Below are 24,720 nucleotides of genomic sequence, written 5' to 3' on the forward strand. Positions count from 1 at the left end.
TTAGCGGATGCGCGGGGCCAGCGCCGTTTTGAGGACTGCGCTCGCATGCAGCGAACCCAGTACGAAGATCGATTCGATGGTGGCCAGCGCCAATTCCACGGATACATCGCTGGCAATGCTGGCCAGACCCAGCACATGGATGTGCAGACGCTGACCAGCGGCCTGCAGGGCTTCCAGATCGGCACGAGAGTAATGCTGCATACCGAGCACCAGACTTTTGCGTGCTACTGTCTGTTTCACCACGTCGGCATGCTGGCCCAGCTGATTGCGGATGGCTGTGCGGATCAGATCGCTACGATTGGCGTAAAAACCCTCCTGTACCAGCAGATCGATCTGGCCCAGATCGATGGGGCCGAGGTTGATGGTGATTTTTTCCGCCTCGGCGGTGCGCTCCTTGAGTTCCTGTCTGGCCATGATCTCCATCCAATCACCATCTATGTGGATGGTAGTATAGGACTGAAACGCCGCATCGCAAGCACTATGTGCAAGCTCAACGGCGAAATGCCGGTCGGTTTTGCTCTTGCAATTTATGAAAAGTTTATTTTTGTGTATATAATTTGATAACTAGAACTCTTGGGGAAAACTCCCCGATAGGATCATGAACATCAAATTCCAAGGACTTGCGGCAGTGCTGGCCAGTGCGACGCTGCTGAGTGCCTGTGGTGGTGGCGGTAGCGCAAGTACCGCAAACACGGTGCCTCCCGCTCCACCCGCGCCGGTCCAAGGTCTTTACCTGCTGGCCGGCCAGATTACTGGTCCCGGCAACCTCGATGGCAGCGGCAACGATGCCCATTTCGGCAACCTGGGCGGCGTCGCTGCCGACGCATACGGCAATCTTTTTGTTACGGATACCGACTTCGCCACCGTCAGAAAAATCGACGGGTTTGGTATGGTCACCACGCTGGCGGGCAGCGTCGGCAATTTCGGCACGGCGGATGGCGATCAAACGACGGCGCGCTTTAAGGCGCTGGGCGATATCGGCGTCGATCTCGCCGGAAACGTGTATGTGACCGATGGCAGTACCATCCGTCGCATCACACAAAACGGGCAGGTCAGTACCATCGCGGGCCGTGCCGATCAGGCCGGCTATCTGGATGGCAGCGCCGACCAGGCGCTGCTGGAAGCACCGTATGCGCTGGCAGTCGCTGGTAGCGGCGACCTGTACTTTAGCGAGATGCGCTCGCATAACATCCGCAAAGTCACCAGTGCCGGCGTAGTCAGCACGTATGCCGGTCAGGTTGGCGGCAAGTGCGTACAGGGTCGCTACGGTCTGGTTTGCGATATTCAGGATGGCCCGGCAGAGCAGGCCTACTTCAGTAATCCCTCGGCACTGGCGCTGGATGCAGCCGGTAGTCTGTACGTGGCAGACTTCTGGAAAGTGCGCAAAGTCAGCACCAGTGGCAACGTCAGTACCCTTTCGGATCAATTCACCACCGCGCCAATCTTTAGCGCCCCCGCTGTTAGCGGCATGGCCGTGGATGCCAACGGCAATGCCTACACCATCGACCAATCGCACGGCGGCACTATCCTGAAGATCGCACCCAATGGCAGTTATTCCCCCGTGCTGCCGGCACTGGGCAATGGTTCGTATAACTATACCCGCCTGATCGCCACGGGCACAGGCCATTTGTCTGTCATCGCCAAAGGTGTGGTGCAACGCGTGGATCCGGATGGCACCATCAGACCTCTGGCCGGCAGCGTAGCGCGCGATGATGCGCAGGATGGTAAAGGTGCTGCTGCGAGTTTTAGTTCTGCCCTTCCTTACAGCGCTAGCCGCGATGCGGCCGGTAACCTGTATGTGGTGCAGGGGAACGCGATCCGCAAACTAAGTGTGGACGGCGAAGTGAGCACGCTGGCTACGACATTTGTCCGCGCCGACGGCAGCAGTGGCGAAGTACCGTTCCAGTTCCTGTCCGGCGTCGTTGCCGATACTAAGGGCAACCTGTATGTGAGCGATGACACCACGGTGCGCAAGGTCACGCCGGCTGGCATCGTTAGCGTCGTCGCCGGCATTCCGTACAAGGCGGGAGACACGGATGGCATCGGTGGTGCGGCCAGTTTCAGCTACCTGAACGGCATCTGCCTCGATAGCAGCGGCAATCTGTTGCTTACCACGCGCACTGGCATACGCAAGATCGGGCCAGATCTGCGTGTCAGCACGCTGGCAGGCTCCGCAAGTGCTAATCCCGTCGATGCCGCTACCGGCAGCGCCGATGGCGTGGGCGCGCAGGCGCGCTTCAATCAGCCGCACGGCATCGTTGCCGATGCTGCAGGCAATGTCTACGTGGCCGACCGGGATAATCACACCATACGCAAGATCACCTCTGCAGGTGTGGTCACCACACTGGCTGGCCTGGCCGGTGTGCGTGGCGCAGCGGATGGAGTGGGTAGCGCAGCCCGCTTCAATCAGCCCACCGGCCTAGGCATAGACCAGGCCGGCAATCTGTTCGTCACCGATACGGGTAACCATACCGTGCGCCGTATCAGGCCAGATGGCCGCGTGAGCACCGTTCTGGGGCAGGCGGGCAAAATGGGTGTGCGACTGGGGAGCTTGCCCGCCACGCTTTCTGCACCTAGCGCGATTGTCGTTGCCCCGCAAGGCATCATCTACGTGAGCAGCGCCAGCGCCATTCTGAAAGCTCAGCTGTGAGCTTGACGCATGGTCGCGCGCAGTCACGGCTTAGCCTCTGGCAAAGTGCTGCGAGCAACCAAAATCAGTGCTTGGATTCTTGGGGAATTTCAACGCGTCTACTAGAAAAATCGCTAGGGAAAAATGGATCATTCAACCGCGCAGAAACTGATGGATGTCTACAAACGCGTAGGCGAGGTTCTTAACGAAGCAGATGGCATCATTCGCACACTACCGAAGCATGAGCAGAGCGTGCACTTGCGTGGCCTAGGTGACATGATGGGGCATCTCTGGTTTGAGCTTCAGCTACCTGTTGTACGCGAACATAGAGATCTGGATCCGGATGGTGATCGTTTCCAGCTAGGCTAGGCCCAAAGCCGTTGATATGGCTCGACTATTTTCGAGATTTTGAGCGAAGACATTAATATGCTGAAAGCAGAATTTAGCGTTGAATCACGCTGGGGTGGAAGTGAAAGCTCGCCCTCCGAGGAGCGGTTGCAAGCGGTGATAGCCGAGTTAGCCATTTCTGATGAAGAACATCCCGATGCCTGGCTTACTCACGATCCATCGGGTTGGACGATACGACTTGATGAAACTCGGAACGCGTATTTAGAAGACGACGATTGCAACATCGTGGGGCATATGCGGGCTGTTTCCCCAGATTTCGCGCTTCGACTCTGGATTGAGTTTTCTAAAGGCGGTCGAGAGTCTATCGCCAATGAGCCTTGGGAGAATGGTCCGCCGCATGTTAGCGCTGAAGAGTTGATTGCGCAGAAACTGCACGCCGATCAGCTAATGCTACAGAGTGATCGAACTTTTTACGCTCAGCTTGGTCCGGAGCGGGAAGCAAACCAATGCAGGATAGACGGTTGCGTGAGGGGCACAATCGAATTTAGCGTTTTATGCCGCCCGCATCACTTTGAGCAGATTCGCCACCGACCTTGCCCATTTTCTGACTAGTGCTTCCGAACTGAAGTGCTGAGTGTTGCTGGCATATTTCGGCCGAAGCGGACGTTTCCTTCACTACATAGAACACACTGAATACTATGCGACTGCCTTCTAGATTTATTCCCCCACGCGTTAGCCCGCGTCTCGGCTGGTCGGGGGCATTTCTGCTCGTATCCATACTGATTGGCTTTGTCTGCTTTATCTATTCGTTATCAAAGGTGGGGCGGTATGTAGCAGCGGCGGTAGTCTGTTCAGTTTTGGCCTATTCCTGGTTCCAAAATAAAAGAACAAAGCGTCGATTTGAACTACTCGCCGCTTCACGGAACGGCGACTCGATATGCGAATTTGCTAGTAGCTTTGATACGAGATCCACGGATACATGGATTATTCGCGCCGCACATCAGGAACTTCAGGCGATTTTGCAATCATACTTACGATATTTCCCGGTGCGTGCATCAGACTCATTGCTTGTCGATTTAGCGCTAGACGTAGATGACGTGGAGGATTTGTTGCGGGATATTGCTAAGCGTTCTCGCCGCTCATTAGCGAAGACAGAAGAAAATCCTTACTTTGGACGGTTGAATACCGTTAAGGACTTGGTGCTTTTCATCAATGCACAACCAAAGACAACACTGTGATACCGTCGGCCGAGTTCGGCCAAGAGCCGACTTTGAGCAGCCAACCCGTATGAGAAGAGAAATGAGAATTACAGCACTGCTGCTGATGACTCTTGCAGCGGGTTTAGTATCGGCAAAGGGTGTTGAGAGCCAGGAGATTCCTCGCTTACTGCTGGATGGCAATAACGCCATTTCGAATAAGGAATTTGAGTTCGCGGCCAAAAAATGCCAGACCGGGTTGCAAGCTCTCGGCGACGCCTACGTGACTAAGGTGATTGAAGATGATACAGGCCAGAAGCTTGCGCTTGCAGAGATTTTTCTGCGCCAAGGCAAGGTCGAGAGCGCATCTCTAATGTATTGCAGAATACTAGCAGAACGACTTAAATTGTTTGAAGCGAGATAATTATCAGCCGCAACCGGCCAACAGCGGAAAGTCTGCTGAGCGAAAATCGATGAGCATTACGAAAGTCCAATGCGCCTTTAGCTACCGAGCATCGAGCCATACACTTATACTCCCCATTAATCTATTCTTTTGAGGTTCATGCTTGAAGAAATTCTGTTTAATCATGCTGTTCGCCATGGCCCAAGGCACGATATTGAATGCCAAGGCGGCCGAAACGCCTACTCCCTACGTTCTGTCCAACACCGAGGTACAGCAACTCCACTCTGCGGGCCTCAATCGAGACTATGAGATATATGTCAGCCTTCCCAAGTCTTACGGCGTCGGCCATCAAAATTATCCAGTTGTATTTATCACAGATGCTCCTTATGCGTTTCCGGTGGCTGCCTCAATTGGGGCATTCGTAGCCAGGCACAGCAAAGAGCTTCCTGAGTTTATCTTGATTGGCCTGTCTTATGCGAAAGGTGACACGGCGGAATTCAGCCGCCGCCGTGACTACACACCAAGCCCGCGCGGCGGCAATGGCTTGACCTCAGACATGCCAGGACGAACACCTGTGTTCGGTGAAGCGGAGGGATATCGACGGTTTCTGAAGAACGAGGTATTTCCATTCGTTGCCTCGCATTACCGCGCGGACATGACGCGCAAAGTTCTTGCTGGTCACTCCTACGGCAGTCTGTTCGGTACATACGTATTGCTAACTGACCCTGCCATGTTTGACGGCTATGTGCTCGGCAGCCCGTCCTTATGGTACGACAAGCACCTCCTATTTGTACGCGAGCGTGAATTCGCGGCTACGCACAAGAATCTGGCCGCCAAAGTGTATATCGGTGCCGGTTCCTTCGAGGGCCCCCCACCGAAGAATCGTCCCCATGATACCCGCTACAGTACCGACGACGACATGGTTGCCGACACAGTCGCTTTCGCACACGCACTGTCTTCACGCCGCTACCTTGGCCTACAACTGCGAAGCGAGATTATTCCCGAAGAAAATCATCTGACGGTTGCACCGATTCTCCTCACTCATGGTTTGTTATGGACGCTTGGCAATAACAGGCCCTAATTGAATCGATTGGGGTGGTGCAGCTTCCCAATGCCTTAGAATTGCTCGCGAAGAACAGAATTCGGGTACGCGACGGTCCGCTTTGGGGCGCAAGCCAACTGTCGAGCTAGGTGGAAAACACGAATTCACAATGACGCTAAAATACGCATCATGAGTGAATTCCCTAACATTGCATCTGCCAGCAATACCTTGCCCGTCCCTTCGCCCTGCGTCAGCTTGTGCAAGATGGATCAGGATCGCCAGTACTGCCTTGGCTGCATGCGCACCATTGAAGAAATCATCGCCTGGTCCAAGGCTGATGATGATTACAAACGCGCCGTCTGGGCCAAGTTGCCGGAACGCCGCGCCAGCCAGCCTGCGGACGCGGCATGATCGAACTACCAGACAGCATCAAGGTGTTCCAGCGTGGCTGGCTTTCATCGAATAATGTGCTGCTGGTAGGGCCGGACGACACGGCCCTGTTTGATACCGGCTATGTCAGCCATGCGGAACAGACGCTGGCGCTGGTGCGCCATGCGCTGGGCGAGCGCCCGCTAGACCGCATTCTGAACAGCCACCTGCATTCCGACCACTGCGGCGGCAACGCCATCCTGCAAGCCCATTACGCCTGCCACACAGCTATTCCCGTCGCCGAGGCGGATAAGGTGCGACGCTGGGATGTGGATGCACTGAGTTTCAAGGCTACTGGCCAGCGCTGCGACCGCTTCCGTTTCGATAGCACGCTGACTTGCGGCGAAGTGCTGCAACTGGGCGGGATGGAATGGCAGGTGCTGGGCGCGCCCGGCCACGACCCCAGTTCCGTAATTTTCTACTATCCACAACAGCGCTTGTTGCTGTCGGCCGATGCGCTGTGGGAAAACGGCTTCGGTGTGATCTTCCCCGAACTGGACGGCGAATCGGGCTTTGCCGAAGCGGCCGCCACACTCGATCTGATCGCCAGCCTCGATGTGCGGCTGGTAGTCCCCGGTCATGGCCGTCCGTTCACCGACGTAGCCGGTGCGCTGGCGCGCGCCCGTACCCGTCTAGAATACCTGTCGGCCGATCCGGTGCGCAATGCGCAGAACGCGCTCAAGGTGCTGCTCAAGTTCCTGCTGCTGGAACGTCAGCGCATTGCGCTGGCCGAGATTCCTACTCTACTGCTTTCGATGCCGGTGTTCGAGGCTGCCAATCGCAACCATTTGCGCCAGACGCCACAGGAATTAAGCGAGTGGGTGGTCTCTCAGCTATTACGTGCTGGCGCAGCACGCAGTGAGGGTGAGTACTTACTTAATCATGAAATGTAGAGGTAAGCCCCTAGTTTCTGCACGATCGTACTATTTTCTGCTCTATAATCGACCGCTATTCCCCGATTAACTTTTGTGAGCGAGTTCGCCATGGCCCTGCCAGCAGCGTTGCAGAATCTTTCCCTCCCCGTGATTGCCTCCCCCATGTTCATCGCCAGTGGTCCGGCGCTGGTGGCGGCCCAGTGCAAGGCCGGCATCGTCGGCTCCTTCCCTGCGTTGAACGCCCGTCCGGCCGAACTGCTGGATGTGTGGCTGACGGATCTGAAAAAAGAGCTGGCCGACTATCAGGCGGCTAATCCCGATAAACGCGTCGGCCCGATCGCCGTCAACCAGATCGTGCACCAGTCGAATGACCGTCTGGCGCATGATGTGGAAGTCTGCGTCAAGCATCAGGTGCCTATCATCATTTCCTCGCTGCGCGCGCCGCCCAAGGAAATGCTGGACGCGATCCATAGCTACGGCGGCATCGTGCTGCATGATGTGATTTCGATCCGCCACGCCGAGAAAGCACTGGAAGCGGGTGTGGATGGCCTGATTCTGGTCGCTGCCGGTGCGGGCGGCCATGCTGGCAACCTGTCGCCATTTGCGCTGGTGGGCGAAGTGCGTAAATTCTTCAAGGGCCCGATCGCCTTGTCAGGCTCGATCGCTACCGGCGATGCGATTCTGGCAGCGCAGGCCATGGGTGCCGACTTTGCCTACATCGGCTCGCGCTGGCTGGCGACCAAGGAATCGAATGTCAGCGACGACTACCGCAACGCCATCGTCGAATCGACCGCGGCCGACATCATCTACTCCAACCTGTTCACCGGCGTGCACGGTAACTACCTGAAGAAATCCATCGTCGCCGCCGGCCTCGATCCGGATGCGCTGCCGACTTCCGACAAGACGGCAATGAACTTCGGCTCGGGCAGCGCCAAGGCATGGCGCGACATCTGGGGCGCTGGTCAGGGCGTGGGTCTGATGGATGATGTGCCGACAACGGCAGAGATGGTGGCCCGTCTGAAGGCCGAGTACGACGCCGCACGCGCGCGTCTGGCGCTATAAGGCAAGAGCAGCGCTGACCGCAGCCGGTCAGCGCTATGCAGCTGTTACGATTCGGTCTGGATCGCCCACAGGCCGGGCAGGTTACGCCAGTAGCCGTAAGCATCCATGCCGAAGCCCACCACGAAGCGGTTAGGGATGGTGATGCCGACGATATCGGCTTTCACAGGTTTGGCTTTGCCGATGGCTTTATCGGCAAACACGGCCAGTATCACTTCCGCGGCGCCCATGTCGAGCAGACGCTGTTTGACGTGGGCCAGCGTTTCGCCTTCGTCCAGAATATCGTCCAGCACGATCACGGTGCGGCCAGCCACGTTCGAGCGCGGCACTACTTTCCACACCACTTGCCCGCCTTGATCTTCGTCACCGTAGCGGCTGACGTGGATGTAATCGAATTCGAGCGGGAAGGTCAGTTGCGGCAGCAGGTTGCCGGTGAAGACCACGGCACCGCCCATCACGCCCAGCACCAGCGGGAAGGCTTCGGCGTCGGGCCGGTCGTAGCGCTGGTTCAGGGTCGTGGCCATGGCCGTGACGGCGTTGTCCACCTGCTGTTTGGTGAACAGTTCTTCGGCATTCTGCAGCAGCGCGCGGGCGCGGTTGTGGTGAAAATCTTGCATGGTAGGTTCCGGCTTCATAAAAACGGCTAATCAGGGCTCTATTATCCGCGATCCGCCGTTTGCCTGTACCGTCGTTGGATTTGCACCACAGGGCGCTTTAGCGAGGGACTAGCTGTAATCGCGGATATCGGCGATGACTTTACCGTCGTTGGGCAGGCTGCCGATGGCAACAAACTCTACCTCGCCCCGTAACTTGGTCAGGTCGCGGATGGTGTCGACGATGGCAGCGGCGCTATCGGCTTTTGCGGGATCGGCCACTTCGCACTGCAAAGTCATCACATCCTGCGCCATCTGCCCTGAAACCACCAGACGGGCTTTGACGATTTCCGGATGGCGCTTGGTCACCGCATGCACCTGCGAGGGATGGACGAACATGGCGCGCACCTTGGTAGTCTGGTCGGCACGTCCTAGCCAGCCGCGGATGCGGGTGTTGGTGCGGCCACAGGCCGTGGACGGCGCGTCGGGCATGACAGCCGACAGATCGCCCGTCGCGAAGCGGATCAGTGGGTAGTCGGGATTGAACACGGTCACCACCACTTCGCCGATTTCGCCCGCCGCTACAGGGTCGCCACTGCCCGGGCGGACGATTTCCAGAATGATGTCTTCATCGAGCACCATGCCGGCATCGCGCTCGGCACCGCTGCGGGTCTCGTAGGCGATGTTGCCGATGTCGGCCGAAGCATACATCTGCAGCACGCGCGGCACGCCATGCGCCACAAACCACTGGCGCAGCGATTCCGGCAGCGCTTCTGCACCCACCATGGCCTGCTGGATGCTGCTGATATCGGCCCCCATTTCCTCGGCCTTCTCGATGATGATCTTGAGGAAGGAGGGCGTGCCCACATAGGTATCGGGTCGCAGGCTGCTAATGGCCTGCACCTGCATTTCCGTCTGGCCGCTGCCGGCCGGTATCACCGCGCTGCCGATTTTCGCGGCACCGCCTTCCACCATGAAGGCGGCCGGTGTGAAGTGGTAGGCAAAGCAGTTCTGCAGCAGGCCACCGGCACGCACACCGGTCGCAAACAGCGGGCGGGCAAAGCGCCACCAGTCGCTGCCACGGCCTTCCGGATCGAAGATGGGGCCGGGTGACATGAACACGCGCGCTAGCTGACCCACGGGCGTGGTATTCAGTCCTCCGAACGGCGCGGTCTGCTGCTGCAGGCCGTGCAGGTCGGATTTGCGCGTTACCGGCAGTTGCGCCAGCGCTGCGCGGCTGGTGATCTCGGCCGGATTGACGTGTTCCAGTATGCGCGCCCAGCCGCTGGCCGCTTTGGCACGTGCCACCAGTTGCGGCAGGCGTGCTAGCAGATCGCGCTCGCGTACTTCCGGTGCGCGGGTTTCCAGTTGATCCAGCGTTGCGAGGTGATCGGCCATGCTCATGCTGCTATCCTTTGCACTATGCCAGCCAGCGTTTGCGGCGGCGGTAGAACTTCATGTCGCGGAAGCTCTTGCGGCCCGCGCCGGATACGCCCAGATAGAATTCCTTGACGTCTTCATTGGCCGACAGCTCGGCCGCCGCGCCTTCCATCACCACCCGTCCGTTTTCGAGGATGTAGCCGAAATCGGCGTAGCGCAGCGCGATGCTGGTGTTCTGCTCGGCCAGCAGGAAGGACACGTTTTCCTTGCTGTTGAGGTCTTTGACGATGCCGAAGATCTCTTCCACGATCTGCGGCGCTATCCCCATCGACGGTTCATCGAGCAGAATCATGGAAGGCTTGGCCATCAGGGCCCGCCCGATCGCACACATCTGCTGCTCGCCGCCCGAGGTGTAGCCGGCCTGACTGGCGCGGCGCTCGCGCAGACGGGGGAAGTAGTGGTACACCTTCTCCAGCGATTCCTTCAGCTCTGCACGGGATGCGTTGCGCGTGTAGGCGCCCGTCAGCAGGTTTTCTTCGATGCTCAGGTGGCCGAAGCAGTGGCGCCCCTCCATCACTTGCGACAGGCCCCGTTTCACCAGTTCGTTCGGTGTGAGCTGGTCGATGCGTTCACCCTTGAACTGCACTTCGCCCTTGGTTACATCGCCGCGCTCGCCGCGCAGCAGGGTGGAGATGGTTTTCAGAGTGGTCGATTTGCCGGCGCCATTGGCACCCAGCAGGGCAACGATTTTGCCCTGCGGGACCTGCAGCGACACCCCTTTCAGCACCAGAATCACGTGGTCGTAAATCACTTCCACGTTGTTCACGGACAGATAGGGCGCCGCTGCAGCCGCCGTAGCGGCAGCAGCGTTAGCAGAGTTAGTAGCGGCGGCGGCGTGGCTCATCATTTGGCGCAGGCAGGGGTGATTTTCTTCTCTGCCGCATAGGCAGCCGAGCTTTCTTCCAGCAGCTTGCGGGTCAGCGCCTTGTCGCCCACCACCCAGTTAGGCGTGATGGCATTCCACTTTTTGCCATCCCACTGCTGGACTTTGACAGCACCGGAACCTTCGTGGTCGTCGCAGCTGGTTTTCACCACTGGCAGCATGCCCAGCGCGCCGATGGCTTTCTGGCGTGCTTCATCCACGTTCAGATGTTCCAGCCCCCAGCGCATCTGCTCGCCCGTGACCGGTTTGCCTTTGCCGAATTTGTCCTGTGCCGTGCGCATGGCTTCCACCCACAGTATCGCCGCGCTGACACCACGCATGTGGTACACGGAACCGATGCGGCTGCGGTCAGCCAGATTGCCTTTGCCAGCGTCGTACAGCTTCTTGTGGATTTCATCCATCAGCGGGTAGTTGCCCGGCGTGTTGAAGGTCATCGCGCTATAGCCTTTGGCGGCATCGCCGGTCGGTACGGTGTCTTCTTCCGAGCCAGCCCACCACACGCCCAGCATTTTCTCGCGCGGGAAGCCGTTACGCTGTGCCGTCTTGATGGCGACCGCATTCATGGCGCCCCAGCCCCACAGAATCACGTGGTCGGGATTGGCCTGACGGATCTGCAGCCATTGCGATTGCTGCTCGGTGCCCGGTGGCGTGACAGGAATCTTGATCAGTTCAAAGCCGTACTGCTTGGACAGGGCGTCCAGTACCGGCATAGGTTCCTTGCCGAAGGCCGAGTCGTGGTACAGGTGGACGATCTTCTTGCCTTTGAGCTTCTCCATGCCGCCCGCTTTGTCGCCCAGATATTTGATCATGGCAGCAGCCTGATTCCAGTAGCTGGTAATCAGCGGGAACACATACGGGAACACTTTGCCGTTGGCGGCATCGGAACGGCCGTAGCCGATGGTGGTCATAGGGATCTTGTCGGTGGCCAGACGATCGAGCACGCCGTAGGCCACGCCGGTGGACAGCGGTTCTACCATGGTGGCGCCGCCATTCTTGGTTTTCAGACGCTCGTAGCACTCCACCCCGCGCGAAGGGTTGTATTCGGTTTCGCATTCTTCCCAGCTGATCTTCACGCCGTTCACGCCACCCGACAGATTGACCAGATTGAAGTAGTCGATCACACCGCCGTAGAAGCCGGAACCACCGGCGGCGTAAGGGCCCACGCGGTAGGACGGCAGAGCGACATACTGGTCGTCTGCATAGGCGCTACCAGCTGCTGCCAGGGTCAGGCCGAGAACTACGGATGCAATGTGCTTCATGTTCGGTTTCATAGATGTCTCCTCTGGTTTGAAGTTATGCGCGATCAGTGCGGGAAAGGCCACAGTCGCAGTTTCTCTTTTGCGATTTGCCACAAGCGCGCCAAGCCATGCGGCTCGACGATCAGGAAAAAGATAATTAGCGCACCGAACACCATCAGCTCCAGATTGGAAGCCACGCTGGTGGGCAGGGCGAAGCTGTGCGCCACGATGTTGAGGAACACGGGCAGTAGCACGATGAAGGCGGCGCCGAGGAAGGAACCCAGTACCGAGCCCACGCCGCCGATAATCACCATGAACAGGATGCGGAACGACAGGTCGAGGCTATACGCTTCCGGTTCCACCGTGCCCAGATAGGCATACGCATACAGCGCACCGGCCACGCCGCAGTAGAACGAGCTGACGGCAAACGCCAGCAGCTTGGTGCACATCAGGCGGAAGCCGATCACTTCCGCTGCCACGTCCATATCGCGCACCGCCATCCATGAGCGGCCCACGTTGGAGCGGATCATGTTCTTGGCCAGCAGCGCCATCAGCGCTACCACGGCCAGCACCAAGAGGTATTTGCTGGCAGGCGTATCGAAGTCATAGCCGAAGATGACGATCTTCTGCGCCGTGATCACACCGGAAGCGCTGTAGTTGGTCAGATAGGGAATTTTGGTCAGGCACCACACTACGAAGAACTGCGTGGCCAGCGTGGACGCGGCCAGATAGAAGCCACGGATGCGCAGCGATGGCAGGCCGAAGGCGATGCCCACCATGGCCGCGCTCAGACCACCGAGCACGAAGGCCAGCAGTATCGGCAGGCCGGGCAGACGGGCGATGAAGTTATACGAGGCGAACGCGCCCACCGCCATGAAGGCGGCCGTACCCAGCGAGAGCTGGCCGGCATAGCCGGTGAGGATGTTCAGGCCCAGCGCCGCCAGCGAAAAGATCAGGAAGGGGATCAGGATGGCAGACAGCGTATAGGCGGAAGCCAGCTGCGGCACCACCACGATGGCCACCACCAGCAGCGACAGCAGCGCAATGCGGTCCTGCAGGATGGGGAAGATCTGGCTGTCGGCCTGATAGCTGGTTTTAAATTGTCCTGCTTCACGGTAGAGCATGGGAGTGTCCTTGTTCCGGTCAGATTCTGCGGATGATTTTTTCGCCGAACAGGCCTTCCGGCCGTACCAGCAGGAACAGCAGGGCCAGCACGTACGGGAACCAGCCCTCGATGCCGCCGCCCACCAGCGGGCCGATATACACTTCGGCCATTTTTTCCGACGCGCCGATAATCAGGCCGCCCACGATGGCGCCCGGCATGGAAGTAAAGCCGCCTAGAATCAGCACAGGCAGGGCTTTGAGTGCCACGAAGGTCAGCGCGAACTGCACGCCGTTACGGGCGCCCCACAGCATGCCGGCTACCAGTGCCACCAGACCGGCTACCGCCCACAGCACCGCCCAGATACGCTGCAGCGGAATGCCCACCGCCAGTGCGGCCTGATGGTCGTCTGCCACGGCGCGCAGCGCGCGGCCCACTTTGGTCTGGGAGAATAGCAGGGCCAGCGAAGTGACCAGCAGCGCGCACACGCCGGCGGCCATGATGTCGAACTGGGAAACCAGAATGTTGAACTTCTCCATCAGGTATTCGGATGGCACGTCTTCGATCGGCAGTTCCAGCTTGTGTACCTGTGCGCCCCACACCAGCTGCGCCAGACCTTCGATGAAGAAGGCCAGCCCGATGGTGGCCATGAACAGGGTGATTTCCGGCTGGTTGACGAGCGGGCGCAGTACCACCCGTTCGATGGCGATGCCGAGGATGATCATCACGACCACCGTGAGCGGCACGGCCAGCCACAGCGAAAAGCCGAACTGGTCGACCATGCCCACGCAGGTGAGGGCAGCGAAGAACACCATCGCGCCCTGGGCGAAATTGAATACGCCGGAAGCCTTGTAGATCAGCACAAAGCCGATCGCCACCAGCGCATACATCACGCCGGACAGCAGGCCGCCGATCAGCACTTCAAAGAAAAAATTCAGATTCATTCGGCCACCCCGAGGTAAGCATTGATCACGTCCTGATTGGTGCGCACTTCGTCTGGCGTGCCGTCACCGATCTTCTTGCCGTAGTCGAGCACCACCACGCGGTCGGAGATATCCATCACCACGCCCATGTCGTGTTCGATCAGCACGATGGTGGTGCCGAACTGGTCGTTCACATCGAGGATGAAGCGGCACATGTCCTGCTTCTCTTCCACGTTCATGCCGGCCATGGGTTCATCGAGTAGCAGAATTTCCGGCTCGGCCGCCAGTGCGCGGCCCAGTTCCACCCGTTTCTGCAGGCCGTAAGGCAGGCGGCCCACGGGCGTCTTGCGGATCGCCTGAATTTCGAGGAAGTCGATGATTTCTTCCGCTTTCACGCGGTGTTCGATTTCTTCGCGTCGTGCCGGTCCCCAGTACAGCGCCTGCATGAGGAAGTTCGATTTCATCTTGAGGTTACGGCCCGTCATGATGTTGTCGAGTACCGTCATGCCTTTGAACAGGGCGATATTCTGGAAGGTACGGGCGATGCCGGATTTGGCGGCCGCGTAGCAGTCCATATTCTTGCGGTGCTGGCCGCGGTAGATGATCTCGCCCTGCTGCGGGCGGTACACCCCGTTAATCACGTTCAGCATGGAGCTTTTACCGGCGCCGTTAGGGCCGATGATGGCGCGGATTTCGTGCTGCTTCACGTTGAAGGAGATGTCGGTCAGTGCACGTACCCCGCCGAATGACAGCGAAATATTCTGCATGTCGAGAATCACGGGGCCGATCTTGCGGCCGCCGCTGTCGCTGGCCGCTGCCGCCTCGAAGCGGTTGTCGGGTTCATTCATCAGCATGATGGCTTCCTTGGTCATGCGCGCTGGCGCTCAGGCTGCAGCCTGTACGGCCGGATAGGTTTTGCAGGATTCGATTTTCAGATCGGCGGCCACCATGCCGGTGCGGCCGTCTTCGAATTTCACCTGCGTCTCGATGTATTGCGATGCCTTGCCTTCGTACAGCGCGGCGATCAGCACGGCATATTTCTCGGCGATGAATTTGCGCCGTACTTTGCGGGTGCGGGTCAGTTCATCGTCGTCGGGATCGAGTTCCTTGTGCAGCACCAGATAGCGGTGGATCTGGGTGTCGCCCATCATCGGTTCGGCGGCCAGATCGGCATTCACCTGTTCGATGCAGTCGCGGATCAGGCCATATACCTGCGGGTGCGCGGCCAGATCGGTGTAGCCGGAATAGGCAATGCTGCGCCGCTCGGCCCAGTTGCCCACTGCTTCCATGTCGATGTTAATGAAGGCGCACACCTGATCGCGCTGGTCGCCAAAGGCCACCGCCTCTTTGATGAAGGGGAAGAACTTGAGTTTGTTCTCGATGTAGTTGGGCGCGAACATGGCGCCGCTGTTCATCTTGCCCACATCGGCCGCGCGGTCGATGATTTTCAAATGGCCTTCGCTGTCGAACAGACCGGCATCACCCGTATGGAAGTAGCCGTTGGCATCGATCGCTTCGGCAGTGGCGTCAGGCCGCTTGAAGTAGCAGTCCATCAGCGTGGGCGACTTGACCAGCACTTCGCCGTTGTCTGCCAGTTTGACTTCCACGCCGGGCGCGGGCAGACCCACGCTGTCGAACTTGATGTGGCCATCCGGTTGCAGACAGATGTAGGCGCAGGTTTCGGTGGAGCCGTAGAACTGCTTGAGGTTGACGCCGATGGAACGGTAGAAGCGGAACAGGTCGGGGCCGATGGCAGCACCGGCCGTGTAGGCGACGCGTACGCGCGACAGTCCCAGCACGTTTTTTAGCGGGCCGTAGACGAGAACCTGACCTAGCGCATACGCCATGCGGTCACCAAATGCCACCGGCTTGCCGTCGAGGATGTCGGCACCCACGCGCCGTGCCACGGCCATGAAGCGGTGGAATAGCTGGCGCTTGATGGCACCGGCGTCCTCCATCCGTATCATCACGGTGGTCAGCATGTTTTCGAACACGCGCGGCGGCGCGAAGTAGTAAGTGGGGCCGATTTCGCGCATGTCCGTCATCACCGTGTCGCCCGATTCGGGGCAGTTGACGGTAAAGCCGGCGGTCATGGCCTGCGCGAACGAGAACAGGCAGTCGCCCACCCATGCCATGGGCAGGTAGGACAGGATGTCTTCCTGATCGGTGAGTTTTTCGAAGCCGACGCCACCCGTGCCGGCCGCAATCAGCGCGGCGTGGGTCTGGCATACGCCCTTGGGCTTGCCGGTGGTGCCGGAGGTGTACAGGATGATGGCATTGTCGCTGCCCTGACCGGCCTGCACGGCCGCATCGAAAGCGCCCGGATGCTGGCGGTCCCATTCGCGCCCCAGCGCCTGCAGGGCGGCGAAAGAAGTCAGTTCGGGCTGGCGGTAGTGGCGCATACCCCGTTCATCGTCGTAGGCAATGTGGGCGATGTGCGGATAGATGCTTTTCAGTTCCAGCAGCTTGTCGACCTGCTCCTGATCTTCCACGATGGCGTAGTGGATCTCGGCGTTTTCCAGCACATAGGCCATGTCGGCTGCTGGTGCGTCCTGATACAGCGGTACGGGTACGCCACCAAGCGATTGGGCGGCCAGCATGGACCAGTACAGGCGCGGACGGTTGTCGCCGATGATGGCCAGATTCATGCCGCGCTCGAAGCCGATGGCAGCCAGTCCGCAGGCGAGTGCGCGGACTTCGTCCTGCACCTGTGCCCAGTTCCAGCTTTGCCAGATGCCCAGATATTTCTCGCGAAATGCGGGGCGGGTGGGACGGGTCTGCGCATGGGTTTGCAGCCAGCGCGGGAAAGTCGTGTTCTGTGCTTGCACCAGTGTCTCCTGTTGCGATGAGCTTATAGGGCGCATGGGCACGACGGTCATGCCGCCTTTTTTTGTGCCTGCGCCTTTTTGTGTGATGATAGTAGCCTGACGATGAGCCAGAAGATGTCATTTGGACGACAATTGGCCGACTTTTGATGGTGCAAAGCAGCAATGACCGAATCCCGTATATCCATACAGCAAGCCTTGCGCAGTGCCATCTGGGCGCAGCAGCTCACGCCCGAACAGCTGGCGCGGGTGGAGGCGGATACCTTCGAAACCTTTGTACCTAAAGGCGGTTACGTGTGCCGCAAGGGTGAAATGGTGGAGAACTGGCTGGGCATCATGGATGGCATGGTGAAGATGACTAACTTCTCGGCCAACGGCAAAAGTGTGACCTTTTCCGGCGTGCCGCCCGGCGGCTGGTTCGGTGAAGGTTCGTTGTTAAAACGCGAAATTCTCAAATACGATGCGATAGCGTTGCGCGATAGCCGCATTTTGCGCATGCCTATCGACACTTTTCATTGGCTGCTGGAATCAAGTTTACCGTTTACACGGTTTTTATTGATGCAGCTGAACGAGCGTCTGGGTCAATTTATCGGCATGGTGGAAAACGACCGCCTGCTCGATCCTGATACGCGGGTGGCACGCTGCCTGGGTTCCATGTTCAATTCCCACCTGTTTCCGGGGATGGACCCGGGGCCCGATAAGCTGATCCAGATCTCGCAGGAAGAACTGGGGCTACTGTCGGGCGCGTCGCGCCAGCGCGCCAATCAGGCGCTGCAACTGCTGGAAAAACAGGGCTTGCTGCGGCTTGATTACGGCGGCATCTGCATCCTCGATCTGGAAGGCTTGCGGCGCTATCAGGCCGACAGTAGCGCGGCGGCACGCTAGCGCAGTATGATTGCAGGTAGCAAGGCCGCACTGGCGGCGCACCGGATAACGAAACACCCATGCCTACAACTCATACCGCTACCATCGTCGAGCGCATCGCGCGCTTGCGCGAGGCCATGCATCAGCAGCAGATCGATGCGCTGATGATTCCTTCTGCTGACCCCCACCTGTCCGAATACCTGCCTGCACGCTGGCAGGGGCGCGAATGGCTGTCCGGTTTTACCGGCTCGGTCGGCACCCTGATCGTTACGCCGCAGTTTGCCGGCATCTGGACCGATGCGCGCTACTGGACGCAGGCCGAGCAGCAGCTAGCCGGCACCGGTATCAGCCTGATGAAGCTCACCTCGGGCGCGAGCGTGCAGTATGTGGACTGGCTGGCGGCGACCATGCAGGCCGGTCAGACCGTGGCGGTGGATGGCAATGTGCTGGGGCTGGCCATCGGCCGCCAGCTGGCACTGGCGCTGCAGGCCAGAGATGTGACGCTGCGGACCGAACTCGATCTGCTGCAGCAGGTGTGGCAGAAACGTCCGGCCATGCCGCTGGCGCCCGTGTTCGAACACCTGCCGCCGTATGCCACGCAAAGCCGTGCCGACAAGCTGGCCAAGGTGCGCGCCGCCATGCAGAAGCTGGGCGCACGTCTGCACCTGATTTCGGCGCTGGACGATATCGCCTATCTGTTCAATCTGCGTGGCAGCGATATCTCCTACAACCCCGTATTCCTTGCCCATGCACTGATCGAGGCAGAGCAGGCCACGCTGTTTGTCACGGCGGGCAAAATCGATGCGCCACTGGCTGCCGCGCTGGCCGCCGATGGCGTCAGGCTGGCGCCGTATGATGCGCTGGCGGCTCGGCTGGATCAGCTGCCTGCCGACAGCACGCTGCTGATCGATCCGCGCCGCATCAGCTACGGCACGCGCCAGTGGATACCGTCGCGCGTGCACGTGATCGATGCGATCAACCCCGCCATCTTCGCCAAATCGCGCAAGAGCGAAGCGGATCTGGTGCATGTGCGCGCCGCCATGGAACAGGATGGTGCTGCGCTGTGCGAATTCTTCTGCTGGCTGGAACAGACGCTGGCCGATAGCGCCCGTGCGCCGCTGACGGAACTTGATATCGACCGTGAGATCACGGCGGCACGCGCGCGCCGTCCCGGTTTTATCAGCCCCAGTTTTTCAACCATTGCCGGTTTCCGCGCCAATGGCGCCAGCATGCATTACCGCGCCACGCCGGAGCACCATGCGGTGATCGAAGGCGACGGTCTGCTGCTGATCGACTCGGGCGGCCAGTATCTGGGTGGCACCACCGACATTACGCGCGTGGTGCCGGTCGGTGCTATCACGGCCGAGCAGCAGCGCGATTTCACGCTGGTACTGAAAGGCATGATGGCACTTTCGGCCACCCGCTTCCCACGCGGCTGCAAGTCGCCCATGCTTGATGCGATAGCCCGTGCGCCGCTGTGGGCGGCGGGTCTGGACTTCGGCCATGGCACGGGTCACGGCGTGGGCTACTTCCTCAACGTGCATGAAGGGCCGCAGTCGATTTCTCCGTCGGCCATGCCGGAGCCGCATACGGCGATGGAAGCGGGCATGATCACCTCTATCGAACCGGGTCTGTACCGCACCGGCCAGTGGGGCATACGGATAGAGAATCTGGTGCACAACCGGCCGGTCGGCCAGACCGAGTTCGGCGACTTCCTCGAATTCGAAACGCTGACCCTGTGCCCGATCGATACGCGCTGTGTGGAACTGGCGCTGCTGCGCGAGGACGAGCGTGCGTGGCTGAATAACTACCATGCTACGGTGCGCGCCCGTCTGGCGCCGCTGCTGTCCGGCCCTGCGCTGGCATGGCTGGAACAGCGTACGGAGGCCGTATGAGCGGCCGCGCTACCCGTGCCACGGCCGCCGTGGACCGTCTGAAAAAACGCAGCGGCAACAACCGCTATTCCATGTCGCGCACTGGCAGCGGCCATTACTTCCTCAGCGAGGGCGCGGGCGAGCCGCCGCTGTGCGCGCCGCTGGAACTGGACGATTTCGTCGCCTTTGTGAACGGCATTGCACCGGCTGCGCCCAAGCGGGTCAGCAAACTCGACGTCGCCTTCGAAAAACAATTAGTCAAAAAAGCGCCTTAAGCGCTCAGAAAGGTCGTAGCCATGCCCTCCATCGATATGCTGTTTGCCTACTGGTCGCACAAGGAACTGGCGACCAATGCCGTGATCCTGATGAATCTGATCGGTGCTCTGCTACTGGGGCTGCTGGTGGGCTACGAGCGTTCCTACCATGGCCGCGCGGCAGGCATGCGTACCTATGGGCTGGTGTGCATGGCTTCGGCTGCGCTGACCGTGATCGGCGGTTATCCGGCGGACTGGTTCGGTGGTCATGGCACGGCCACGCTGGCCGTATCCGATCCTACCCGTATCGTGCAGGGCATCGTCACGGGCATTGGCTTCCTCGGTGCCGGCGTGATCATGCGCGAAGGCTTCAACATCAGCGGCCTGACCACGGCTGCTTCGATCTGGGCGTCGTCCGTGATCGGTGTGATGGTGGGCATAGGTTTCTATCTGGGCGCGATGGGACTGGCCATGCTGTGTGCCGGTGCCATGATTTTCCTCACCAAAGTGGAAGCGTGGCTGCCGTCGCGCCATGCGATTGCCATCACCATGCGCTTCAAGCCCGGCTTCATGCCGCAGGAAAAAGCCTTGCGCGCCATGGCACTACAGCGCGGCTATGAAATTGCTGGCGGTTCGCTGATGATCAGCGGCGAGAGCGGCATGCAGGAATGGCGCTTTGTCGCGATCGCACTGAGCAAGCGTAGTGGTGCGCCATTGGCTGTGCTGTCGTCGGAACTGGCCGTGTTCGAAGGGATCGAGAGCTTCCAGCTGTCGCACGCCCGCAATTAAAGCCTGCTCATGACGACTTTTACCCTGATCGGTGCGGGCCATGTGGGCCGCGTGCTGGGGCGGCTGCTGGTGCAGCAGGCAGGCTGGCAGTTGCAGCAGGTGCTGACCCGTTCCGCTACCTCGGCGGCGCAGGCGGTGGAATTCATCGGTAGTGGCAGCGCCATCGCTGATTATGCGGCGCTGGCACCGGCCGAGGTATTCATACTGGCCGTGGGCGATGACCAGATCGTACCGGCCAGCACAGCGCTGGCGCAGGCGCAGACGGATCGGCTGGCCGGCAGTGTGGTGTTCCATTGCAGCGGAGCGTTAGCGTCGGACCGGCTGCAGACGGCGCGCGCCGCCGGTGCCAGCGTCGCCAGCGTTCATCCTATCCGCAGCTTTGCCGATCCACAGGCAGTGGCGCAGGCCTTCGCCGGTACTTACTGCGGCATCGAAGGCGATGCCGCCGCGCTGGCGTTGCTGACGCCGGCTTTCGCGGCCATCGGCGCCCAGCCCGTGCCGATCGATGCGGCGGCCAAAACCGTGTATCACGCGGCAGCCGTGTTTGCCAGTAACTATCTGGTCACCGTGCTCGATGCGGCATTGCGTGCCTATCAGGCTGCCGGCATACCGGAAGCCGTGGCGCGTCAGCTAGTGCAGCCGCTGGCCAGCGAATCGATGGCGAATGTGTTCCGGCTGGGCGCCGCCACCGCCTTGAGCGGGCCCATCGCAAGGGGAGATATGGCAACTGTTGAGCGTCAATTGCAGGCTGTTAGGGCGTGGGATGCGCCTAGTGGCGAGCTGTATCAGTCCCTGATCGCGCCCACCACGGCGCTGGCGCAACGCAAACAGGCTGCAATTAAACACAAGTGATGCCTCTATACCACTGGCAGCCTGATCTTCTTGCAAATCACTACTGAGCGGGTATATTTCTGATTAAGGCGAGCAGTGTCGCAGCCAAGTTAAGCTGACAACTTTGCAGTTTTATTGGTACGAATTCACAAATAAGTGGCCGGATTAGTCGACAAATCCACTAATTAGCAATAAGCTTGTCTCTTGGAATGTTTTCTTACAGAATCAATTTTTGAGCCGGCGCGCCGAGGATAGGGGTTAGATCATGCTATTTCTGAAAAGTACCACCGTGACAAAAGCGCCAGGGATTTACGACGTGGATATCGCTGCCAAACCACCGGGCAAGACCTTTGGCGTGTTCATGGCCACCGATCCGGACAATCCTCCGGCCGAAGTACTGGCAGCGCTGGCCGCCATGGGCTTTAAGAACACCTATAGCGGCGGCTACACCCACAAGGACCGCGGCAAAGTGCTGGATCTGCATTTCCAGAAAGATGGCACCGACCTGTTCCAGGGCTGGAAGGCGGAAGAGATGGAAGCCAATATGGCAGCAATCACCGCGCTGTTCAGCGGCGTCGGCATCACCATCACGCCACGCGTGATGAGTCTGGCAGAAGCCTACGCCTAAGCGTAAGCATTAGTCAGTCCTGCATTTCCCATGTATTCCGGCGAGCCGCTCTGGCTCGCCGTATTTTTTTGTACGAGGCTAATCTAACGCTTATGGATTTATTTGCCGACGATACCAGCCTGCGCCAGCTCCCCATTACCGATGGCGAACTGTGGTTCACGCCCTGTCTGCCGCTGGCACTCACGCCCGCGCAGGCCATGCAGCGTCTGCGCGAGGAAACCGCATGGCGTGCCGAGCACATACAGGTGTGGGGCAAGCTGCATTTGCAGCCGCGCCTGATGGCGTGGCATGGCGATGCCAGCTACCGCTATTCGGGCAAGACTTTTCACCCGCTACCGTTCACGCCGCTGCAACTGGAGCTGAAGCAGGCGGTGGAGCAGGCTACGGGGCGGCAGTTCAATAGCGTGCTGCTGAACTACTACCGCAACGAGCGCGACAGCATGGGCTTCCATGCCGATGACGAACCGGAACTGGGGCCGCAACCGGCCATCGCTTCGCTCAGCTTCGGCGCGGCCCGCACCTTCATCCTGAAACACCGCAGCAATGGCCAGACTCTCAAGCTCGATCTCGGTGATGGCGCACTGCTGCTGATGGCCGGTACTTTGCAGCAGCACTGGCAGCACGGCATCAACAAGCAGACCCGCCCCTGCGGCGAGCGTATTAACCTGACTTTCAGGAATATTCTGCGCGCTCCCTAAGTCTCACTTAAGTTTTGAATATATCCTCTAGCGCCAAGCTTTATTTGGCTTACATCATGTAACACTTCTTACTGATTCGGCGCCCACAGCGCCGCCCTGCAGTGCTATCGTGACTACATCGCACTTCGCAGAACTGCGATCCCAAGCAAGTCCTTAATCATTTTTGCTGAAAGATCACGATCATGAAAAAAATTCTGTTTGCTGTAGCCGCTAGCGCTGCTGTCTTCGCCACTTCTTCCGCTTTTGCTGCACCTGACGACGCCGGCACCGGTTACATCGGTCTGGGCGTGGTGGGCAGCCACTACAAGTTCGATGTGCCGAACGCCACCAGCACGACTGACCGTAGTGGCGACAAAGCCACCGGCAAAATCTACGCTGGCTACAACATCGACAAGACGTGGGCCATCGAAGGTGGCTATACCGATTTTGGCAAGAAAGGCTATGACTACACGGTAGGCACCGGTGCCGGTCATATCCAGACCAATGCCTATTCCTACTATGTGGCTGGTAAAGGCACGTGGCCGGTGAACGAACAGGTTGCCCTGTTCGGCAAACTGGGTGTGTCGCGTAACCACAATGCCGTCACCACCACGGGTATTGCTGCCGTCAGCGGTGGCGATAACAAGAGTGCGCTGTATGCGTCCGTCGGTGCCGAATACGCCATCGACAAGAACCTGAAAGTCTCGCTGGAGTACGAAAACTACGGCAAGAACAACATCGATCTGGGTCGCAAAAACGGCGCCATTACGGCCGGTCTGCGCTACAACTTCTAAGCGTTCCTCGCCTGAAAAAAAAGCCACCTCGCGGTGTAATACCGTTCAGTTAGAATGCCTAGTCGGCCCGATCACACCGTTGATCGGGCCACTTTTCATTGCGCGAACCAACATTGGGGACCGGAGCTCGGTACCGGCCCCTATCGCAAATCTACTATTTCGCTGCTATTTCGCTCTGCATTGAACCTTTTCCGGTTCCGCAGTTCTAAATAGAACAAAGCCGGACAACAAATCGGGAGAAATAGAATGTTTGCGACACAGAGTGTGGAACTGCCCCAGCCTACCTTTACCGCCTTGCGGGATTATCTCAAGCAGCAAGGTAGGCTGGGGCAGGTTTCCTTGGCTCTAGCCGATGCGGTGGCACTATGGCTGGAAAAGCAGCAAGAGGCCAAGGGGACGTATGGCTATCAGTGGAAGACCATCTTTCTTCCCGAGGGGACAGTGCTGCGCTCGTGGAGCTATGGCGTGCATCACTACGCGACGGTCAGGGGCGACCAGATCATCTACCAAGGCCGTGCCGTGTCGCCCAACCAACTGGCCCAGCATATGGGCCGTTCCACGCGTAATGCCTGGAATGACCTGTTCATCCGCCGCCCGGGTGACACAACGTTCAAGCAAGCCTGTGTAGTGCGGCTTGAGGTCGAGCGGGAAGCGCAAGCGTTGCGCCAGGCGCGTTTGGCAACTGCTACTTCAGCGGGATCAGCGCCGAGCGCGCCTTCATCGCCTGCCTTGCCATCGGTTTCGGCTTGCTCTCCTGAAACGCCTAGTTACGCCTTGCCGGCCGTGTCAGATCCCAGCCTCGCGCCGCAAGCGCTGGCAGCTATCGTTACTTCAGTGCTGGCGCACATGACACCGCCTCGGGACACGACACCCAACCCAGGATGGAATCTACCTGAACGCCGCAAATATCGCTATCGACTAGAAGATGTGGCTTTCGAGTGAGCTGTGGTACTGATAAAAAAAAGCCGTTCAGTCTTAACTGAACGGCATTACACCTCGCGGTGGCTTTTTTGTTGGCTGCTGG

The 24,720-nt window shown here is 59.2% G+C and carries 26 protein-coding genes; 17 read left to right on the top strand and 9 right to left on the bottom strand.

The annotated features are described in order from the left end of the window. Positions 1-414, bottom strand: a complete 414-nt coding sequence (locus ABNT42_RS02385) for a CopG family transcriptional regulator (RefSeq protein WP_348693515.1) — start codon at positions 412-414, stop codon at positions 1-3. A gap of 184 nt (positions 415-598) precedes the next feature. Here ABNT42_RS02385 and ABNT42_RS02390 point away from each other — a divergent pair, with 184 nt between their 5' ends. From ABNT42_RS02390 to ABNT42_RS02425, 8 genes are all read left to right on the top strand, one after another. After that, positions 599-2,650, top strand: a complete 2,052-nt coding sequence (locus tag ABNT42_RS02390) for a hypothetical protein (RefSeq protein WP_348693521.1) — start codon at positions 599-601, stop codon at positions 2,648-2,650. Between the two features lie 405 nt (positions 2,651-3,055). Continuing rightward, a complete protein-coding gene (locus tag ABNT42_RS02395) occupies positions 3,056-3,589 on the top strand; it encodes a hypothetical protein (protein ID WP_348693524.1) in 534 nt (177 codons plus the stop codon). Between the two features lie 86 nt (positions 3,590-3,675). Next, positions 3,676-4,215, top strand: a complete 540-nt coding sequence (locus ABNT42_RS02400; RefSeq protein ID WP_348693527.1) for a hypothetical protein — start codon at positions 3,676-3,678, stop codon at positions 4,213-4,215. Positions 4,216-4,276: 61 nt separating this feature from the next. Beyond that, positions 4,277-4,597: a hypothetical protein gene (locus tag ABNT42_RS02405; RefSeq protein ID WP_348693529.1), complete on the top strand. Its 321-nt coding sequence runs from the start codon at positions 4,277-4,279 to the stop codon at positions 4,595-4,597. A gap of 142 nt (positions 4,598-4,739) precedes the next feature. Then, on the top strand, positions 4,740-5,657 hold the full coding sequence (locus ABNT42_RS02410; protein ID WP_348693532.1) for an alpha/beta hydrolase-fold protein: 918 nt from the start codon (positions 4,740-4,742) through the stop codon (positions 5,655-5,657). A 150-nt stretch (positions 5,658-5,807) separates the two neighbouring features. Next, the gene (locus ABNT42_RS02415) at positions 5,808-6,029 is read left to right on the top strand and encodes a DUF1289 domain-containing protein (RefSeq protein WP_348693534.1); all 222 of its coding nucleotides are present in this window, start codon (positions 5,808-5,810) and stop codon (positions 6,027-6,029) included. After that, a complete protein-coding gene (locus ABNT42_RS02420) occupies positions 6,026-6,940 on the top strand; it encodes an MBL fold metallo-hydrolase (RefSeq protein ID WP_348693537.1) in 915 nt (304 codons plus the stop codon). The genes ABNT42_RS02415 and ABNT42_RS02420 overlap by 4 nt, the downstream gene beginning before the upstream one ends. A gap of 90 nt (positions 6,941-7,030) precedes the next feature. Continuing rightward, positions 7,031-7,984 (top strand): nitronate monooxygenase family protein, encoded by a 954-nt coding sequence (locus ABNT42_RS02425; RefSeq protein WP_348693539.1) that lies wholly within the window; start codon positions 7,031-7,033, stop codon positions 7,982-7,984. A gap of 44 nt (positions 7,985-8,028) precedes the next feature. Here the strand turns inward: ABNT42_RS02425 and ABNT42_RS02430 are convergent, their stop codons facing one another. From ABNT42_RS02430 to ABNT42_RS02465, 8 genes are all read right to left on the bottom strand, one after another. Beyond that, positions 8,029-8,598 (bottom strand): hypoxanthine-guanine phosphoribosyltransferase, encoded by a 570-nt coding sequence (locus tag ABNT42_RS02430; protein ID WP_348693542.1) that lies wholly within the window; start codon positions 8,596-8,598, stop codon positions 8,029-8,031. Positions 8,599-8,706: 108 nt separating this feature from the next. Then, entirely contained in the window at positions 8,707-9,972 is a 1,266-nt protein-coding gene (locus ABNT42_RS02435) for an AMP-binding protein (protein WP_348693594.1), read from the bottom strand. Positions 9,973-9,994: 22 nt separating this feature from the next. Further along, entirely contained in the window at positions 9,995-10,861 is an 867-nt protein-coding gene (locus ABNT42_RS02440) for an ABC transporter ATP-binding protein (protein WP_348693544.1), read from the bottom strand. Further along, positions 10,858-12,156 (bottom strand): ABC transporter substrate-binding protein, encoded by a 1,299-nt coding sequence (locus ABNT42_RS02445; RefSeq protein ID WP_348693597.1) that lies wholly within the window; start codon positions 12,154-12,156, stop codon positions 10,858-10,860. The genes ABNT42_RS02440 and ABNT42_RS02445 overlap by 4 nt, the downstream gene beginning before the upstream one ends. Positions 12,157-12,200: 44 nt before the next feature. Next, entirely contained in the window at positions 12,201-13,259 is a 1,059-nt protein-coding gene (locus ABNT42_RS02450; RefSeq protein WP_348693546.1) for a branched-chain amino acid ABC transporter permease, read from the bottom strand. Positions 13,260-13,278: 19 nt separating this feature from the next. Next, complete coding sequence (locus ABNT42_RS02455) at positions 13,279-14,175, bottom strand: branched-chain amino acid ABC transporter permease (RefSeq protein WP_348693600.1); 897 nt, start codon at positions 14,173-14,175, stop codon at positions 13,279-13,281. Between the two features lie 2 nt (positions 14,176-14,177). Beyond that, the gene (locus ABNT42_RS02460) at positions 14,178-15,014 is read right to left on the bottom strand and encodes an ABC transporter ATP-binding protein (RefSeq protein ID WP_348693548.1); all 837 of its coding nucleotides are present in this window, start codon (positions 15,012-15,014) and stop codon (positions 14,178-14,180) included. 30 nt (positions 15,015-15,044) lie between these two features. After that, positions 15,045-17,024: an AMP-binding protein gene (locus ABNT42_RS02465; RefSeq protein ID WP_348693602.1), complete on the bottom strand. Its 1,980-nt coding sequence runs from the start codon at positions 17,022-17,024 to the stop codon at positions 15,045-15,047. 126 nt (positions 17,025-17,150) lie between these two features. On the opposite strand from ABNT42_RS02465, the gene ABNT42_RS02470 reads away from it, so the two are divergent. The 9 genes from ABNT42_RS02470 (at position 17,151) to ABNT42_RS02510 (ending at position 24,638) form a co-directional block, all read left to right on the top strand. Next, complete coding sequence (locus ABNT42_RS02470) at positions 17,151-17,870, top strand: Crp/Fnr family transcriptional regulator (RefSeq protein ID WP_348693550.1); 720 nt, start codon at positions 17,151-17,153, stop codon at positions 17,868-17,870. A 59-nt stretch (positions 17,871-17,929) separates the two neighbouring features. Further along, entirely contained in the window at positions 17,930-19,744 is a 1,815-nt protein-coding gene (locus tag ABNT42_RS02475; RefSeq protein WP_348693552.1) for an aminopeptidase P family protein, read from the top strand. Continuing rightward, on the top strand, positions 19,741-19,998 hold the full coding sequence (locus ABNT42_RS02480) for a hypothetical protein (RefSeq protein ID WP_155435547.1): 258 nt from the start codon (positions 19,741-19,743) through the stop codon (positions 19,996-19,998). The genes ABNT42_RS02475 and ABNT42_RS02480 overlap by 4 nt, the downstream gene beginning before the upstream one ends. A gap of 21 nt (positions 19,999-20,019) precedes the next feature. Then, positions 20,020-20,766 carry an MgtC/SapB family protein gene (locus tag ABNT42_RS02485; protein WP_348693556.1) on the top strand — a complete coding sequence of 249 codons (747 nt, stop codon included), beginning with the start codon at positions 20,020-20,022 and terminating at the stop codon, positions 20,764-20,766. Positions 20,767-20,775: 9 nt separating this feature from the next. Continuing rightward, positions 20,776-21,618 (top strand): Rossmann-like and DUF2520 domain-containing protein, encoded by an 843-nt coding sequence (locus ABNT42_RS02490; RefSeq protein WP_348693558.1) that lies wholly within the window; start codon positions 20,776-20,778, stop codon positions 21,616-21,618. Positions 21,619-21,886: 268 nt separating this feature from the next. Then, complete coding sequence (locus ABNT42_RS02495; protein WP_348693561.1) at positions 21,887-22,225, top strand: hypothetical protein; 339 nt, start codon at positions 21,887-21,889, stop codon at positions 22,223-22,225. A 92-nt stretch (positions 22,226-22,317) separates the two neighbouring features. Then, positions 22,318-22,923 (top strand): alpha-ketoglutarate-dependent dioxygenase AlkB, encoded by a 606-nt coding sequence (locus tag ABNT42_RS02500; RefSeq protein ID WP_348693564.1) that lies wholly within the window; start codon positions 22,318-22,320, stop codon positions 22,921-22,923. Positions 22,924-23,105: 182 nt separating this feature from the next. Next, positions 23,106-23,696: an outer membrane beta-barrel protein gene (locus ABNT42_RS02505; protein ID WP_348693566.1), complete on the top strand. Its 591-nt coding sequence runs from the start codon at positions 23,106-23,108 to the stop codon at positions 23,694-23,696. Positions 23,697-23,942: 246 nt separating this feature from the next. Beyond that, positions 23,943-24,638: a hypothetical protein gene (locus ABNT42_RS02510; RefSeq protein ID WP_348693568.1), complete on the top strand. Its 696-nt coding sequence runs from the start codon at positions 23,943-23,945 to the stop codon at positions 24,636-24,638. Positions 24,639-24,720 lie beyond the last annotated feature (82 nt).

This window comes from Duganella fentianensis (assembly GCF_964031615.1).
GTDB classification, from domain to species: Bacteria; Pseudomonadota; Gammaproteobacteria; order Burkholderiales; family Burkholderiaceae_D; genus Rugamonas; species Rugamonas fentianensis_A.

Coding starts and splice junctions, on each gene's coding strand:
- ABNT42_RS02385 (WP_348693515.1), bottom strand. CDS start 414: ATGGCCAGACAGGAACTCAAGGAGCGCACCGCCGAGGCGGAAAAAATC.
- ABNT42_RS02390 (WP_348693521.1), top strand. CDS start 599: ATGAACATCAAATTCCAAGGACTTGCGGCAGTGCTGGCCAGTGCGACG.
- ABNT42_RS02395 (WP_348693524.1), top strand. CDS start 3,056: ATGCTGAAAGCAGAATTTAGCGTTGAATCACGCTGGGGTGGAAGTGAA.
- ABNT42_RS02400 (WP_348693527.1), top strand. CDS start 3,676: ATGCGACTGCCTTCTAGATTTATTCCCCCACGCGTTAGCCCGCGTCTC.
- ABNT42_RS02405 (WP_348693529.1), top strand. CDS start 4,277: ATGAGAATTACAGCACTGCTGCTGATGACTCTTGCAGCGGGTTTAGTA.
- ABNT42_RS02415 (WP_348693534.1), top strand. CDS start 5,808: ATGAGTGAATTCCCTAACATTGCATCTGCCAGCAATACCTTGCCCGTC.
- ABNT42_RS02420 (WP_348693537.1), top strand. CDS start 6,026: ATGATCGAACTACCAGACAGCATCAAGGTGTTCCAGCGTGGCTGGCTT.
- ABNT42_RS02425 (WP_348693539.1), top strand. CDS start 7,031: ATGGCCCTGCCAGCAGCGTTGCAGAATCTTTCCCTCCCCGTGATTGCC.
- ABNT42_RS02430 (WP_348693542.1), bottom strand. CDS start 8,598: ATGCAAGATTTTCACCACAACCGCGCCCGCGCGCTGCTGCAGAATGCC.
- ABNT42_RS02435 (WP_348693594.1), bottom strand. CDS start 9,972: ATGGCCGATCACCTCGCAACGCTGGATCAACTGGAAACCCGCGCACCG.
- ABNT42_RS02440 (WP_348693544.1), bottom strand. CDS start 10,861: ATGATGAGCCACGCCGCCGCCGCTACTAACTCTGCTAACGCTGCTGCC.
- ABNT42_RS02445 (WP_348693597.1), bottom strand. CDS start 12,156: ATGAAGCACATTGCATCCGTAGTTCTCGGCCTGACCCTGGCAGCAGCT.
- ABNT42_RS02450 (WP_348693546.1), bottom strand. CDS start 13,259: ATGCTCTACCGTGAAGCAGGACAATTTAAAACCAGCTATCAGGCCGAC.
- ABNT42_RS02460 (WP_348693548.1), bottom strand. CDS start 15,014: ATGCTGATGAATGAACCCGACAACCGCTTCGAGGCGGCAGCGGCCAGC.
- ABNT42_RS02465 (WP_348693602.1), bottom strand. CDS start 17,024: ATGCGCCCTATAAGCTCATCGCAACAGGAGACACTGGTGCAAGCACAG.
- ABNT42_RS02470 (WP_348693550.1), top strand. CDS start 17,151: ATGACCGAATCCCGTATATCCATACAGCAAGCCTTGCGCAGTGCCATC.
- ABNT42_RS02475 (WP_348693552.1), top strand. CDS start 17,930: ATGCCTACAACTCATACCGCTACCATCGTCGAGCGCATCGCGCGCTTG.
- ABNT42_RS02480 (WP_155435547.1), top strand. CDS start 19,741: ATGAGCGGCCGCGCTACCCGTGCCACGGCCGCCGTGGACCGTCTGAAA.
- ABNT42_RS02485 (WP_348693556.1), top strand. CDS start 20,020: ATGCCCTCCATCGATATGCTGTTTGCCTACTGGTCGCACAAGGAACTG.
- ABNT42_RS02490 (WP_348693558.1), top strand. CDS start 20,776: ATGACGACTTTTACCCTGATCGGTGCGGGCCATGTGGGCCGCGTGCTG.
- ABNT42_RS02500 (WP_348693564.1), top strand. CDS start 22,318: ATGGATTTATTTGCCGACGATACCAGCCTGCGCCAGCTCCCCATTACC.
- ABNT42_RS02505 (WP_348693566.1), top strand. CDS start 23,106: ATGAAAAAAATTCTGTTTGCTGTAGCCGCTAGCGCTGCTGTCTTCGCC.
- ABNT42_RS02510 (WP_348693568.1), top strand. CDS start 23,943: ATGTTTGCGACACAGAGTGTGGAACTGCCCCAGCCTACCTTTACCGCC.